Raw genomic sequence first — 14,576 nt, 5'->3', positions numbered from 1 at the left:
GCCGCGCGCAGTTGGACGGAATTGGGATCACCGGGCGGGGCCGCCCGGTGACCGTGTCGGACTCAGCCCTGCTGGAAGAGTTCGGCCGGCAGCGGCTTCAGGAGGGTGTACAGGTCGTCGGTGATGGGCCGGTCCCAGCTGGCGATGGTGACGAGCACACCGTCACTGCGGTCGAACTGCACACAGGAGATACGGCTCTCGGAGAGCTTCACACGGCGCACGATCAACAGGTTGTCGCCCTGCATGACGGGCATGTCCTCGGTGGCGGTGACCTCCACCGGCTCGTCGTTCTCCAGCGCGAGCAGCAGCTGGGCCACCTCGAACGGGACCTGCCCCTCCTCGGTCTCCCGCGCGGGCGATCCCTCCGGAAGGTTGCCGATGATCATCGCGGGGCCGCGCCCGCCGAACAGGTCGTACCGCAGGAACACACCCTGGCAACTGCCGTCGGGGGCCGGCAGCAGACCGGCGCCGAGGTTTCCGGGCCAGTCACCGGGGTCCATGGCCAGGACGTCGAAGTCGGGGCCCGCGGGTGTGGCGGCGCTACGGCGGCGGAGGAAGGACATGCACACATGTTACGTGTCCTGGCTCACCTCGCCGAGCCGGGCCCGGACCGGCATATGCGCAGGCACGCGGCGCACCCACGCACACCGCATACCTTCGTGAACCGCACACCGTCACGCCGTGCGCGACTCCCCCGCCAGCCGCTCCAGGACGGCCACGGCCTCGCCGGTGCGCCCGTACGGCACGAAGAGGTGGTCGTGGTGGAACCCCGCCACCACGTTGCAGCTGATCCCGGCATCGGTCAGGGCGAGCGAGACCGCGGCGGTCAGCCCCACCGCCTCCAGCGCCGAGTGCACCCGCAGGGTGATCCAGCCCGCCGCATAGGTGTACGGCAGCCCGGCCGCGACGGCCTCCGCCTCCGGAAGCACCAGCGTGAGCCCCTCGCTCTCGCGGACGGTGACGACGGGGGTCACGGCATCGGGGAGGGCACCGTCGGGCGCGGTGGCGTAGACGTAGCGGCCGGGGTGCGGCTCGGGGCGAAGGTTGCTCAGCAGGACTCGAAGATCGCTCTCGGCTGTCACACCACCACGCTACCCACGGGCGCCGTGCGGGCGCGGACGTGAGCCATTCGGGCACGTCCCGCGACCAACCGCTCACCGTACGTGGCACCGGAGGGGGATCGCCCATAGCTTCGGATCATGAGGAAACGACACATCACACGCCTCGTGGGCATCGCAGCCGCATCGGCCGCCGGACTGGCCGCGGCGGCGCCGTCCGTACCGGCCGCCGCGGCCGGCGCACACGTGGTGTCGCCCGGGCAGTCCATCCAGGCGGCGGTGGACGCCGCACGGCCCGGCGACACCATCGTGGTCCGGCCCGGCACGTACCGCGAGAGCGTGCGGATCAGCACGCCCGGACTGACCCTGCGCGGCTCCGGGGACCGCACCGTCATCATGCCCGCCGCCGGCCGGGCCGCGTCCGGCGACGACTGCGCCGGTGCGGGCAACGGGATCTGCGTACTCGGGGCGGCGGACCGCACCGTGGACGGGGTCACCGTCAGGTCCCTGCGCGTCACCGGGTTCGCCCGCAGCGGCCTCTGGGCCTCCTGGACCGACCGGCTGACCGTGCGCTCGGTGACCGCCGACACCAACGGGGTCTGGGGCATCGCCCAGCAGCGCTCCACCCGCTCCGACATCCGGGACAGCACCGCCCGCTCCAACGGTGACGCGGGCATCTTCGTCGCCAACAGCGTCGACGAGGAGGGCGGCGCCACCGACACCGGCGGCACCCGGGTCCGCCGCAACACCCTCACCGACAATCGCATCGGTTTCACGGCGCGCCGGGTGCGCAACCTGTCGGTGCGCGACAACACCTTCACCGCCAACTGCAGCGGCGTGTTCGTCGTCGGCGACGAGGGCACCCCGCAGGCCGGCGCCATGTCCGTGCGCACCAACCGGATCACCGGCAACAACAAGTTCTGCGCCGCCACCGACCGGCTGCCCGCGATCCAGGGCTCCGGGATCGTCCTGACCGGCACGGCGTCCACCGAGGTGCGGTCCAACGAGATCCGCGACAACGTGGGTTCGACCCCGCTGTCGGGTGGCGTCGTGCTGTTCAAGAGCTTCGTGGGCGCGAAGAACACCGACAACACCGTCAGCGGCAACGTGGTCCTCGGCAACCAGCCGGCGGACCTGGCGGACCGGGACACCGGCACGGGCAACCGGTTCACCGGCAATGTCTGCACGACCTCCGCACCGGCCGGGATGTGCTGACCGGTGACCCCCCGCACGAGGAGAAGCGAGACGGCATGACCACCGTGAGCACGACCCCCGGCACCACTCCCGTCCAGCCCCTTCCCACCCCCCAGCCGGCGATGCGGCTGCGCGAGCTCGTGTTCGGCGCGGCACGTTCCGCAGCCGTGCGCGCGGCCGTCCGGCTGGGCGTCGCCGACGCGCTGGGCGAGACGCCCGAGACCGCCGAGCGGCTGGCGGCGGAGGTAGGAACCGAAGCCGGTCCGCTGCGGCGGCTGCTGCGAGCCCTGGCCTGCTACGGCGTCTTCACGGAGAACGCCGATGGCACCTTCGCGCACACCGACATGTCCCGGCTGCTGCGGGAGGACGACCCGAACAGCCTGCGGGCGATCTCGCTGTGGTGCACGGAGCCCTGGACCTGGGAGGTCTGGCCCCGGCTCGACGACGCGGTGCGCACCGGCGGCAACGTCTTCGAGGACGTGTTCGGCAAGGAGTTCTTCGACTACCTCCACCAGGACGCCCACGAGTCGGCGCAGGTGTTCAACGCGGCGATGACCACCTCCAGCGTGCAGTCGGCGCTGGACGTCGCCGGCCTGCTCGACCTCACCGGGGTCTCGGTGGTCGCCGACATCGGCGGCGGCCAGGGGCATGTACTGGCGAGCCTGCTGGAGAAGCACCCGTCGGTCCGGGGCACCCTGATGGACCTGCCGGGGGTGATCGCCCGGGCCGACGAGCGACTGCGGGAGGGCGGCGCGCTGGCCGGGCGGGCGGGCATCGTGTCCGGTGACTGCCGTGAGGGCATCCCGGTCGCTGCCGACCTCTACATCATCAAGAACATCCTGGAGTGGGACGACGACAGCACCCGCCGGGCGCTGCGCTCCGTCGTCGCGGCGGCCCGCCCCGGCGCCCGGGTCGTCGTCATCGAGAACCTGGTCGACGACACCCCGTCGATGCGGTTCACGACCGCCATGGACCTGCTGCTGCTCCTGAACGTGGGAGGGGCCAAGCACACCCGGCAGAGCCTGGTGGACCGGCTGACCGAGGCGGGGCTGCGGATCGACACGGTCCGGCCGGTCAACCCGTATCTGCACGCGTTCGAGTGCGTGGTGCCCGGCTGAGTCCGGGCCCGTACGGGGACCGCCCCGGTTCCGGCTCCGCGGCCGGGACCGGGGCGGTCCTCGTCGTACGGGCGCTCACGCCGTGGCGCCGCGCTCCCAGCGGTAGAACTCCTGGGCCATCGCGTCCTTCGGCCCGCGCCAGGTCTCGGGGTCGTAGGGGCTGACGAAGGCGGTGAGCCGTTCGCTGATGGCCCGGAACTCCGGGTGCTCGGTGACCTTGGCGATCTCCGGGCCCGGCGGGCGCTCCGACTCGATCATGTGCAGGTAGACGTCGCCGAACTGGAAGAGCTTGCGGCGGGTGACGCCCACCAGGTGGGGCAGTTCGCTGTTGTCCGACGCGGCGAACAGTTCCGCGATGTCCGGGGCCGATCCCGGCGCCATCCGGGCGACGATCAGAGCGTGGTGCATCGGTGGTGCCTTTCTGCTGCCCCGGGCCGGGGCCCGGCCCGGGGGCCGGGCGCGCCGGGTTGCGACGGTGGACCGGTCAGTTGGCCGGGACGGCGGCGGAGCGGCGCTCACGGTCGCGCTGCTCGATCCTGTCCCGGATGAGCTCCATCTGGACCTTGGAGTTCCGGTTGATGTTGTCGGTCATCCAGGCGTCGTCGACCGGTGCGTCGGGGCGCATGGCGAAGTCCTGCTGCCAGTGCATCCGGGTGCCGCCGGGCACCTCGGAGTACTGCCAGCGGATGTCCATGTGCTGGAACGGCCCGGGTTCGACGCGGCGGGCGCGGACGGTGCGGCCCGGGCGGTCGGTGGTGCGCTCGGAGACCCAGCTCCACACCTTGCCGTTCTCGTCGGGGTGCATGGTCAGGCGGAAGGTGGTGCGCTCGCCGTCCCGCTCCATGACGTCGACGGCCGCGTACTCGCTGAAGAGCTGCGGCCAGTTCTCCAGGTCGTTCGTCATGTCCCAGACGAGGTCCATGGGGGCGGCGATGACGATCTCGTTCTCGGTGTGTCCGGACACGTCAGGCTCCTGTCATGAGGCTGTTGTTGACGAGGTCGAGGAACTCACGGGGCGTCTTGCAGCGGTCCGCGTCGGCCGGCAGCGGCTGCCCGTGCCGGTTCTCCAGTACGGCGACGATGCCGAGCAGGCCGAGCGAGTCGAGGCCGAACTCGTCGAAGGGGGTCTCGGAGCGGTTCTCCATCTCGCGGGGGTCGACGGAGAGTCCGGCGCCCTTCTTCATCAGGGCGGCGAGCTCTTCGTACGTCAGTCGTTCGGTCATGAGGGACTTCTCCTTCTCACCAGGGGTGGACGGGCTCACGCGGGGCGCCGCAGCACCAGGGCCGCGTTCGAGCCCATGAGGCCGCGGCTGAGCACGAGCGCGGTGCGCAGCTCGGCGGGGCGGGCCCGCTCGGTGACGACGTCGAGGTCGTGGCAGACCTCGAAGACGTTGGGCGTGGGCGGCACGAGGCCGTTCTCCATCGCCAGAACCGCGGCGGCCGCGTCCAGGACCGGGCCGCCGCAGTAGGCGCGGCCGATTCCGGTCTTGGGAGCGGTCACGGGGACGCGCCGGCTGTGCGGGCCGAGCGCGTCGGCCAGCGCAAGCGCCTCGGCCCGGTCGGCGGCCGGCGAGCCGAGCGCGTCCGCGAAGACGACGTCGACCTCGTCCGGGGCGCAGCCCGCTTCCCGCAGTGCGCCCTCGATGGCGTGGGCGAGGCCCTCGCGGGACTCCTCCCAGTGCGCGGCGGTGGTGAAGGTGGCGGCGTGGCCCGCGACCTCCGCCCGGACCCGGGCGCCGCGTTCGCGGGCCGACTCCACCTCCTCGACCACGAACATCGCGCCGCCCTCGGCGGGCACGAATCCGCAGGCGTCCGAGGTGAACGGGCGGTAGGCACGTGTCGGATCCTCGGCCGCGCTCAGGTCGCGGTAGCCGAGCTGGCAGACCACGGAGTAGGGCGCGAGCGGGGCCTCGGCGGCGCCGACCACGACCGCGTCGGTGCCGCGCCGCACGGAGCGGTCGGCGTGCGCGATCGCGTCGAGGCCGCCCGCCTCGTCGCTGGCCACCACCGCGCACGGCCCCTTGAAGCCGCCGCGGATGGAGATCTGGCCGGTGCTGGCCGCGTAGAACCAGGCGATCGACTGGTAGGGGCCGACGTACGTGGAGCCCTGGCCCCACAGCTTCTGCAGCTCGCGCTGGCCGAACTCGCCGCCGCCGGAGCCGGCCGCGGTGACCACGCCCACGCCGAACGGCCGCTCCTCGTAGTCCGCGCGGCCGAGCCGGGCGTCGTCCAGGGCCATGTCGGCCGCGGCCATCGCGAAGTGCGTGAAACGGTCGGTCTGGACGAGGTAGCGCTCCTCGATGAGCGCGACCGGGTCGAAGCCGCGGACCTCGCCGGCGATGTGCAGCGGCAGGTCCTCGCAGCCTTCGCGGGTGACCCGGCCCAGGACGCTCATGCCCTCCTGGGTCCGCTTCCAGAAGGCTTCGGTGTTCGTGCCGTTGGGGGCGACGACGCCGATGCCGGTGACGACGGTGCGCCGGGCCTTTCGGGTGCTCATCATGTCCTCCCACGGGTCAGGGCCACCGCGGACTGGAAGCCTCCGAAGCCGCTGCCGACCGACAGGACGCTGCGCAGCTTCAGGGGGCGGGCGGTGCGCGGCACGTAGTCGAGGTCGCACTCGGGGTCCGGGGACTCGTAGTTCGCGGTCGGCGGCACTGTCTGGTTGACCAGGGCCAGGACGCAGGCGGCGATCTCTATCGCACCGATGGCGCCGAGGGAGTGGCCCACCATCGACTTGATGGAGCTCATCGGCACCTTGTGGGCGTGCGCGCCGAGCGCCCGCTTCACCGCGGCGGTCTCGTGCCGGTCGTTCTGCTTGGTACCCGAGCCGTGCGCGTTGACGTAGTCGATGTCCTGCGGGGAGATCCGGCCGTGGCCGAGCGCGCTGTTGATGGCCTCGGCCATCTCCAGGCCCTCGGGGGTGAGCCCGGTCATGTGGTACGCGTTGCCGAAGGTCGCGTAACCGGCGATCTCGCAGTACACCGTCGCCCCGCGGGCCCTGGCGTGCTCCAGCTCCTCCAGGACGAGTACGGCGCCGCCCTCGCCCATGACGAAGCCGTCGCGGCGTGCGTCGAAGGGCCGGGAGGCGTGCTCCGGGTCGTCGTTGTTGGGGGAGGTCGCCTTGATCGCGTCGAAGCAGGCCACGGTGATCGGGGTGATCGGCGAGTCGGACGCGCCGGCGACGCAGACGTCGACCCGGCCCTCCTCGATGGAGTGGAAGGCGTAGCCGATGGCGTCCAGGCCCGAGGTGCAGCCGGTGGAGACGGTCTGCACGGGGCCATGGGCGCCGACCTGCTCGGCGACGGCCGAGGCCAGCGAGCTGGGCGAGAAGGCGCGCTCCAGGTGGGGGCCGGCCCGGCGGTGGTCGACGTCCCAGCGCGCGCCGCTCTCGCTGACGGCGACGTAGTCGTGCTCCAGCCGGGTGGTTCCGCCGACCGCGGTGCCGAGGGAGACGCCCATCCGCCAGGGGTCGATGTGCTCGGCGTCCAGGCCGGCGTCGGCGAGCGCCTCGCGGGCGGCGACCATCGCGAACTGGACGTACCGGTCCGCGCGGGCGGTGTCCTCGTCGTCCAGTCCGTGGGCCGCCGGGTCGAAGTCGCACTCGGCGGCGATCCGGGAGCGGAAGCCCGCCGGGTCGAAGAGGGTGATGCCCCGGGTCGCGGTGCGGCCGTTGGAGAGCAGGTCCCAGAAGGCCGGGGCCCCGATGCCGCCCGGGGCGACGACGCCGACTCCGGTGACCGCCACGCGCCGGGTCATGAGGCGGCCTCGGTTCGTTCTGGCGGCGCGCCGCGCTCGGCCGTCTCGGTCACCTCGGTGTCGACGTGGCCGAGTTCCGGGCGGGGGGCGAGCGGGCCGAGGTGGAAGACCATGCGGGCCTCGGTGTCGCCCACGTTGCGGAAGCGGTGGCGCACGTGCGGGGGGATCAGCAGGCCCTGGTCGGGGCGCATCGCGTGCGTCTCCCCGTCCAGGTCGACCTCCAGGAGCCCCTGCACGACGTAGACGAACTCCTCCGAGTACGGGTGGTAGTGCTCGCCGATGCGGTCGCCGGGCTCGACGATGGCCAGGCCCATGAAGCCGCTGGTGGCGCCCACCGCGGTCGGGGTGAGCAGGGCGCGCAGGTCGCCTCCGCGCCTGGTGTTGGGCTGGGTCTCACTGAGGTCCACGATGCGTGGCCGGTGGGTGGTCATCTCTGCTTTTCCTCCTGGGCGCAGGGCGCGTTGTGGTGTCGGGTCGGGCGAGGGCCCCGGGTGCCGGAGCGCGGTTCAGGAATCGGTGGCGCGCCGGTCGGTGATGAGCCGCATCTCGGACCGGGCGAGGAAGCGTGCGGCGTCCTGGTCGGTGGCGGGCACGGCGTTGGCCTCGCCGTCCAGGAGGCGGGCCAGGCGGGCCGCTTTCCCGGGGCCGTGGATGCCGAGCGCCTGGGCGGGCTGGGCGTCGAGCGGGCCGCTCGCCTCCAGGAGGCGGACGACGACGTCGTCGCGCTGGAAGATGGTGCTGCTGTCGATGGGGCTGCCGGTGTCGTCGGCGGCCTCCTCGTCGTGTTCGGCCAGCAGGCGGGCCAGGGCCATGCCGCAGCCCTCCTTGGCCTGGTAGACCACGGCGTGCCGCTTCAGGCTGCCGGGGTCGATGCGGCCGGCCGAGACGTGGTGCACGGTCGGCAGGGCCGCGCGGGTGAAGAACATCCGGGCGGAGTCGGGGTCGGAGAGGTCCCGGTCCTGTTCGAGGTAGGGGTTGATGGCCTCCTCGACGGCGCGGATCTCCGGCTGGCGGGAGACGTGGCGCAGTGCGGCCATCAGGTCGCCCTCGACCTCGACGGCGCGCACGACCCGGTTGCCGTGCATGAAGAGCGAGGTGCGGCGCAGCCGGGTCTGGTCGTCGACGCGGGAGCGGGGCGACTCGTAGTCGGCGAGGAGCTTCGCCACGATGTCCTCGGTGCCGGGCTTCACCGTGAAGGTGAGCGCGTGGCGTACGACGCCGTCGCCGAGGCGCGGGGAGGTCTGGAGACCGCCCCTGACCGGGTCGGGGACGGTCTCGAAGCCCTTGCCCGTCTCGCGCAGGACGCTGAAGCGCAGCGACCGGGTGTCGCGTACGCAGCTGTGCAGGGGCTGCACGGTCGCGACGTGCTCCTCGCTGTTGACCCAGGCGAGGAAGGGCGGGGCGCTCTCCCACTCGCTGGTGATCAGCCACTGCGAGGGGTTCTCGATGGACTGGCACAGCTGGTCGCTGATGTGGCCGGGGATGGAGGCGACCTGGTTGCGCATGTGCTCGTACGCCTCCAGGAACTGCTTCTGGGCGCCGTCGTGCAGGTCCAGCAGCAGCACGACGCGCAGCCGGGATCCGTCGAAGGCGGACTGTGAGATCCGTTCCGAGAGGGTGGTGGTCATCTGGCGAACTCCTTCGACGCTGTGGGGCAGGGACGCTGGGAGAGCCGGCCGGAGCGGTGGGAGCCGTCGGCTGCCGAGGGGAATCGGAACGGGGAGTTCCGGCGATCGCGCACGGCCCGCCCTGGTCCGAGGGCGTCGTCTCCGTGACCGATCGTGAAACGCTGGTCCGCCCGACGCGAGATTTATGAACCGTTCAGGTGAGCGATCGTCCGAAGCGCTCCGACCCGGCCCCCGCCCGGGCATGGACAGTGCATCTGTACGGCGTCGGAGCTGGAGCAACTGATGAACGAGAACGTCGACCTCCACGTACCGGTCCTCATCGTGGGCGGCTCGCTGGTGGGCCTGTCCGCGTCCCTTTTCCTCGGTCGGCTCGGCGTCGAGCACCTGCTGGTCGAGAAGCACGCGGCCACCTCGACGCATCCGCGCGGCCGCGGCAACAACGTCCGCACGATGGAGGTGTTCCGCCGTGCGGGTGTCGAGCAGGAGATCCGGGCGGCCGCTTCGGTGCTGGCGGACAACCACGGCATCCTCCAGGCCGGCTCGCTGACCGGCGAGGACCAGGAGTGGCTGTTCAAGGAGATCGACCCGGGCGGCGCGCTCGCGCGGTTCAGCCCGACGGGCTGGTGCCTGTGCAGCCAGAACGACCTGGAGCCGGTCCTGCTGGAGCGGGCCCGGGAGCAGGGCGGTGATCTGCGGTTCTCCACGGAGATGATGTCGTTCGACCCGGACGCCTCGGGCGTCACGGCGACCCTGAAGAACCGGGAGACCGGTGAGCACACGACGGTGCGGGCGGACTACCTGATCGCGGCGGACGGACCGCGCAGCCCGGTCCGCGAGCAGCTGGGTATCGGCCGTTCGGGTGCGGGCGACCTGTTCCACAACGTGAGCGTCACGTTCAGGTCGCGCGGGCTGGCCGATGTGCTGGGCGAGCGGCGCTTCATCGTCTGCTACCTGACGAACCCGGAGGCGGAGGGTGCTCTGCTGCCGGTGGACAACGAACGGGAGTGGGTGTTCCACGCCCCGTGGCAGCCGGACCGCGGCGAGACGCTGGAGGACTTCACGGACGAGCGGTGTGCCCGGCACATCCGGGACGCCGTCGGCGCGCCGGACATCGACGTGGAGATCACGGGCAAGGCGCCGTGGCACGCGGCGGAGCGGGTGGCCGACCGGTACTCACGGGGCCGGGTGTTCCTGGCCGGTGACTCGGCGCACGAGATGTCGCCCACCGGCGCGTTCGGCTCCAACACCGGCATCCAGGACGCGCACAATCTGGCGTGGAAGCTGGCGGCGGTGCTGCGGGGCGAGGCGGGCCGCGGACTGCTGGAGACGTACGGGCAGGAGCGGCTGCCGGTGGCCCGGGCGACCGGTGAGCGCGCGTCGGCGCGGTCCGAGGAGCACAGCCACCCCGGCTACGCTCCCCCGCCCTCGGTGGGCGGCGGGAAGCGGGGCGGGATGCTGAACGTGGCGCTGGGCTACCGGTACACGGCCGGCGCGGTGCTGGGCGTGGCGCCGGACGCGCCGGTGGTCCCGGAGGGGATGCGGCTGACGGGCGAACCGGGCAGCAGGGCGCCGCACCTGTGGGTGCGCCGGGCCGGGGAGCGGATCTCGACCCTGGACCTGTACGAGCGGTCGTTCGTGCTGCTCGCGGACGGCGCGGACACGGTGTGGCTGCGGGCAGCGGCCCGGGCCGCCGGCCGGCTCGGGGTGCGGCTCGACGCGTTCGGCATCGGCGCGGGCGGCGATCTGGAGCCGGAGGACGGGGCGGACTGGGCCGAAGCGCACGGGACGCGCCGGGACGGTGCGGTCCTGGTGCGCCCCGACGGCTTCGTCGCCTGGCGTGCGGAGTCGGCCGCCGAGGACGCCGAGGACGCCGAGGTGACGCTGCACGACGTCCTGGCGGCGCTGTTGCACCGCAACTGACGCTCCCTCAGCAGTCCGCTATATACCGAACGCCCGGAGGGCGGACAGGAATTCCTCCGGTCGTTCGGTGTGTACGAGATGGCCCGCGTCGATGGTGACGAGTTCGGCGCCGGGGATGCGGGCGGCCATCCTGGCCAGATCCCCCTGGGCGACGTGGCTGCTCGGACCGCCGCCGACCAGGAGGGTGGGTACACCGATGTCGCCGAGCAGTTCGCGGCCGGCCGGGTCCGGTGCGTTGAGCTGGGCGTCGGTGGAGGGCACGAGCGGCCAGTCGAAGCCCAGCTCCCCGTCCGGGTGTTCGGGGACGGGGCGCGGCGGGTCGAGCGGGAAGGGCGGCGGCGCCTCCTCGATGACGAGGCGGCCGATCAGTCCGGGGTGGCGCTCGGCGAGCAGGTAGGCCGCGACGCCGCCCATGGAGTGCCCGACGACGGTGGCGCCGGCGAGGTTGCGGGCCTCCAGGAAGCCGTGCAGGTCGTCGCGGAACAGCTCGAAGGAGTAGCGGCCGGGCCAGTCGCTGAGCCCGTGGCCCCGGAAGTCGAAGGCGTACACCCGGTGCGTGCCGGCGAGCCGGGCGGCGATGTGGGCCCAGTCGCCGCTGCTGCCGCACCGGCCGTGGGCCAGGACGACCGGCGGCGCGGCCGGGTCGCCCCACACCCGGTAGGCGAGCCGGATCCCGCCGGCCCGGACGCTGTGCACCTCCGGGTCGAGGAACGCCTCGACCGTACGGGCGAAGGCTCCCGCGTCGTCGATCCACGGGAAATGCGCGGCGCCGCGCTGCACGGCGAACTCCGCATGCGGGAAGAGCGCGGCCAGTTCGGCGGCCCGGTCGGGCGTCAGAATGCTGTCGTACTCACCGGCCAGCACGAGGGCCGGCGCCTCCAGCGTGCGCAGGGCGGGAACCGTCGCGGCCGGGTCGAAGGCGCCTTCGCCGGCGTACCGGGCGGCTGCCTCGGCGTTGATCTGCGCGGATGAGGCGGCGGCGTGCTCCTGGGCGGCGGCGTCCCAGCGCCCGTACAGGAACGGCCTTGTCCTGGCGCGGAGTCCACCGGTCATCCGGCCGGCCCAGATCTCCTCCAGGGCGGCGAGCGCGTCCTCGTACCAGGGTTCCGAGCCACGCAGGGCGGCCGCCGCGCGGGCATCGCCCACGGCGGTGGGGAGGCCGGTGGCCAGGGTGGTGGGCGCGACGAGGACCAGGTTGCGCAGCCGGTGCGGATACCGGGCGGCGTAGAGGGCGGCGAGGTCGCCGGCCGCGGAGTGGGCGAGGAGATCGACGTGTTCCAGGCCGAGGTGGGCTCGCAGGGCCTCGACGTCCTCTGCCTGCCGGTCGCAGCGGTAGGTGGCGGAGTCGTCGGGGGCGGCGGAGTCGCCGGTGCCCCGCAGATCGAGGAGGACCAGCTGCCGGCAGGAGGACAGTCCGCCGAGGGTGCCGAGGTAGGCGCTCGCCCGCATGGCACCGCCCGGCAGGCAGATCAGCGGCGCCCCCTCCCCCACGAGGTGATAGGCGAGCTCGGTCCCGTCGTACGTATGGAAGGTCGGCATGACCCCATCCAAACAGGGCCGTCCGGGTGACGCAGCCGTGTTCGGTACGGGCGTAGCCGGGTCGGAGGGCGATGTGCGTCACGCCTCTTGCCAGGCGGTGCAAGATCCTGAATTACTGCTCCGGAGGGAAACGACCGAATGATCGGTCGTCCGCACCACGTGTACGGAACGAGGGAGGCCCGCGTGACGACTCTGCTGGATACGGCGGAACGGATGGGCCGCGACGAACTGGCGGCACTCCAGCTGGAACGGCTGCGCGCCACGTTGCACCACGCCTACGCGAACGTGCCGCACTACCGGGCCGCGTTCGACCGGGCGGGGCTGCGCCCCGATGACTGCCGTTCCCTCGCCGATCTGGCCCGGTTCCCGTTCACCACCAAGGCGGATCTGCGGGACAACTACCCGTTCGGGATGTTCGCGGTGCCGGAGGAGGACGTCCGCCGCATCCACGCGTCCAGCGGCACGACGGGCCGGCCGACCGTCGTCGGCTACACGGAGAGAGACCTGGAGACATGGGCGGACGTGGTGGCCCGCTCCATCCGGGCGGCGGGCGGCAGGCCGGGGCAGAAGATCCATGTGGCGTACGGATACGGGCTGTTCACCGGTGGTCTCGGTGCGCATTACGGTGCCGAGCGGCTCGGCTGCACGGTGATTCCCGCGTCGGGCGGCATGACGGCCCGCCAGGTCCAGCTGATCCAGGACTTCCGGCCCGACATCATCATGGTGACGCCCTCTTACATGCTCACCGTCCTCGACGAGTTCGAGCGGCAGGGCGTCGATCCGCGCACGACCTCGCTGAAGGCGGGGATCTTCGGGGCCGAGCCGTGGACCGAGGAGATGCGGCGCGAGATCGAGGAACGGTTCGCGATCGACGCGGTCGACATCTACGGCCTGTCCGAGGTGATGGGCCCGGGTGTGGCTCAGGAGTGCATGGAGACGAAGGACGGGCTGCACATCTGGGAGGACCACTTCTATCCGGAGGTGGTCGACCCGTTCACCGGCGAGGTGCTGCCCGACGGGGAGCAGGGGGAGCTGGTGTTCACCTCGCTCACCAAGGAGGCCATGCCGGTCGTCCGGTACCGGACGCGGGACCTCACCCGGCTGCTGCCCGGCACGGCGCGCGTCTTCCGGCGCATGGAGAAGGTCACCGGGCGCAGCGACGACCTGGTCATCCTGCGCGGGGTGAACCTCTTCCCTACGCAGATCGAGGAGATCGTGCTCCGTACCCCGGGGGTGTCGCCGCACTTCCAGCTGCGGCTGACCCGTGAGGGCCGGCTCGACGTGCTGACGGTGCGGGCGGAGGCCCGGCCGGGGGCGACGCCGGAGCAGCGGGCGGCGGCCGCCGCCTCCGTCGCGGCGGCGGTCAAGGACGGCATCGGGGTGTCGGTCGGCGTCGAGATCCTCGACCCGGAGACCCTGGAGCGTTCGGTGGGGAAGTTCCGGCGGATCGTGGACGAGCGTTCCTGACTGCCCTGCTGGTCAGTGGGGTCGCTGTGACAGGATGTGCCGGAACGACCGTCGTCCGCAGGGGGATTCGTGTTCTCCCGCCGAGTGATTGGGGAGCACACCATGACGGCAGGGCAGGCCGGCACACCGGTCGACACCAGCAGGCCGCATCCGGCGCGCGTCTACGACTACCTGCTGGGCGGCAAGGACCACTATCCCGTCGACCAGGCACTCGGTGAGCGGATGCCGGAGCTGGCGAAGGTGGGCGTCGCGCAGAACCGGTCGTTCATGCACCGGGCGGCCGGCTGGGCGGCGCGGGCGGGCATCGACCAGTTCCTCGACATCGGCACCGGCATCCCGACCCGGCCGAACCTCCACCAGATCGTCCAGGAGGTCAACCCGGCGGCCCGGATCGTCTACACGGACAACGATCCGATCGTCCTGCGGCACGCAGAGGCGCTGCTCGTCAGCGCCCCCGAGGGCGCCACGGATTACCTGGAAGCCGATGTGCGCGACCCGGAGAAGATCATTGCCCACGCCCGTGCGAGGCTGGACTTCGAGCGGCCCGTGGCGCTCTCGATGATCGCCCTGATGCACTTCCTGGCCGACGAGGACGACCCCTACGGGATCACGCGCACGCTGCTCGGCGCGCTGCCCGCCGGCAGCTGCCTGGTGCTCTCGCACTTCACCAAGGACTTCCTCTCGGCCGAGCAGGACAAGACCGACGAGTACCGGGCGAGCGGCATCACCCTGCGGCCCCGTACGCGTGCGGAGGTGGCCCGGTTCTTCGAGGGGCTCGACCTGGTCGGACCGGGGGTGGTGACCGCTCCGCAGTGGCACTGCGGCACGCCCGCGCCGGAGCGCCGGGAGACCACCGACAGCTTCCATGTGGGGGTCGGCCGCGTCCGCGCGTAGGG

General features: G+C 72.3%; 15 protein-coding genes. 5 read left to right on the top strand and 10 right to left on the bottom strand.

What is annotated here, in order from left to right; translation table 11 throughout:
- Positions 1-62: 62 nt before the first annotated feature.
- Both BLW14_RS29920 and BLW14_RS29915 read right to left on the bottom strand, forming a co-directional pair.
- Positions 63-563, bottom strand: a complete 501-nt coding sequence (locus tag BLW14_RS29920) for a hypothetical protein (RefSeq protein WP_018524499.1) — start codon at positions 561-563, stop codon at positions 63-65.
- Between the two features lie 111 nt (positions 564-674).
- Positions 675-1,082, bottom strand: a complete 408-nt coding sequence (locus BLW14_RS29915; RefSeq protein WP_093710236.1) for an ACT domain-containing protein — start codon at positions 1,080-1,082, stop codon at positions 675-677.
- Between the two features lie 117 nt (positions 1,083-1,199).
- Between BLW14_RS29915 and BLW14_RS29910 the strand changes: the two genes are divergently transcribed.
- Positions 1,200-2,273, top strand: a complete 1,074-nt coding sequence (locus BLW14_RS29910; RefSeq protein WP_093710235.1) for a right-handed parallel beta-helix repeat-containing protein — start codon at positions 1,200-1,202, stop codon at positions 2,271-2,273.
- A gap of 35 nt (positions 2,274-2,308) precedes the next feature.
- A complete protein-coding gene (locus BLW14_RS29905) occupies positions 2,309-3,370 on the top strand; it encodes a methyltransferase (RefSeq protein ID WP_093710891.1) in 1,062 nt (353 codons plus the stop codon).
- Positions 3,371-3,445: 75 nt separating this feature from the next.
- Here the strand turns inward: BLW14_RS29905 and BLW14_RS29900 are convergent, their stop codons facing one another.
- From BLW14_RS29900 to BLW14_RS29870, 7 genes are all read right to left on the bottom strand, one after another.
- Positions 3,446-3,778, bottom strand: coding sequence for a TcmI family type II polyketide cyclase (locus BLW14_RS29900; protein WP_018524503.1), 333 nt, complete (start codon positions 3,776-3,778; stop codon positions 3,446-3,448).
- A 76-nt stretch (positions 3,779-3,854) separates the two neighbouring features.
- Positions 3,855-4,334: an SRPBCC family protein gene (locus tag BLW14_RS29895; RefSeq protein ID WP_093710234.1), complete on the bottom strand. Its 480-nt coding sequence runs from the start codon at positions 4,332-4,334 to the stop codon at positions 3,855-3,857.
- A 1-nt stretch (position 4,335) separates the two neighbouring features.
- Positions 4,336-4,593, bottom strand: a complete 258-nt coding sequence (locus BLW14_RS29890; RefSeq protein WP_093710233.1) for an acyl carrier protein — start codon at positions 4,591-4,593, stop codon at positions 4,336-4,338.
- A 35-nt stretch (positions 4,594-4,628) separates the two neighbouring features.
- A complete protein-coding gene (locus tag BLW14_RS29885) occupies positions 4,629-5,867 on the bottom strand; it encodes a beta-ketoacyl synthase N-terminal-like domain-containing protein (protein WP_093710232.1) in 1,239 nt (412 codons plus the stop codon).
- Positions 5,867-7,126, bottom strand: a complete 1,260-nt coding sequence (locus BLW14_RS29880; RefSeq protein ID WP_093710231.1) for a beta-ketoacyl-[acyl-carrier-protein] synthase family protein — start codon at positions 7,124-7,126, stop codon at positions 5,867-5,869. Before BLW14_RS29880 ends, BLW14_RS29885 begins: the two co-directional genes overlap by 1 nt.
- The gene (locus BLW14_RS29875; RefSeq protein ID WP_093710230.1) at positions 7,123-7,557 is read right to left on the bottom strand and encodes a cupin domain-containing protein; all 435 of its coding nucleotides are present in this window, start codon (positions 7,555-7,557) and stop codon (positions 7,123-7,125) included. The genes BLW14_RS29880 and BLW14_RS29875 overlap by 4 nt, the downstream gene beginning before the upstream one ends.
- Positions 7,558-7,632: 75 nt before the next feature.
- A complete protein-coding gene (locus BLW14_RS29870; protein ID WP_093710229.1) occupies positions 7,633-8,754 on the bottom strand; it encodes a SchA/CurD-like domain-containing protein in 1,122 nt (373 codons plus the stop codon).
- Between the two features lie 282 nt (positions 8,755-9,036).
- Between BLW14_RS29870 and BLW14_RS29865 the strand changes: the two genes are divergently transcribed.
- Positions 9,037-10,674, top strand: a complete 1,638-nt coding sequence (locus BLW14_RS29865; RefSeq protein ID WP_093710228.1) for an FAD-dependent oxidoreductase — start codon at positions 9,037-9,039, stop codon at positions 10,672-10,674.
- Between the two features lie 18 nt (positions 10,675-10,692).
- Here the strand turns inward: BLW14_RS29865 and BLW14_RS29860 are convergent, their stop codons facing one another.
- Positions 10,693-12,213 (bottom strand): alpha/beta fold hydrolase, encoded by a 1,521-nt coding sequence (locus tag BLW14_RS29860; protein WP_093710227.1) that lies wholly within the window; start codon positions 12,211-12,213, stop codon positions 10,693-10,695.
- A 183-nt stretch (positions 12,214-12,396) separates the two neighbouring features.
- On the opposite strand from BLW14_RS29860, the gene paaK reads away from it, so the two are divergent.
- Both paaK and BLW14_RS29850 read left to right on the top strand, forming a co-directional pair.
- The gene (gene paaK, locus BLW14_RS29855; RefSeq protein ID WP_093710890.1) at positions 12,397-13,680 is read left to right on the top strand and encodes a phenylacetate--CoA ligase PaaK; all 1,284 of its coding nucleotides are present in this window, start codon (positions 12,397-12,399) and stop codon (positions 13,678-13,680) included.
- Between the two features lie 102 nt (positions 13,681-13,782).
- Positions 13,783-14,574, top strand: coding sequence for an SAM-dependent methyltransferase (locus BLW14_RS29850; protein ID WP_093710226.1), 792 nt, complete (start codon positions 13,783-13,785; stop codon positions 14,572-14,574).
- Positions 14,575-14,576 lie beyond the last annotated feature (2 nt).

This window comes from Streptomyces sp. 2131.1 (assembly GCF_900105515.1).
GTDB lineage: Bacteria > Actinomycetota > Actinomycetes > Streptomycetales > Streptomycetaceae > Streptomyces > Streptomyces drozdowiczii.
Note: the sequence above shows the minus strand (reverse complement) of the source record. Positions and strands in the feature narration are given on the sequence as shown.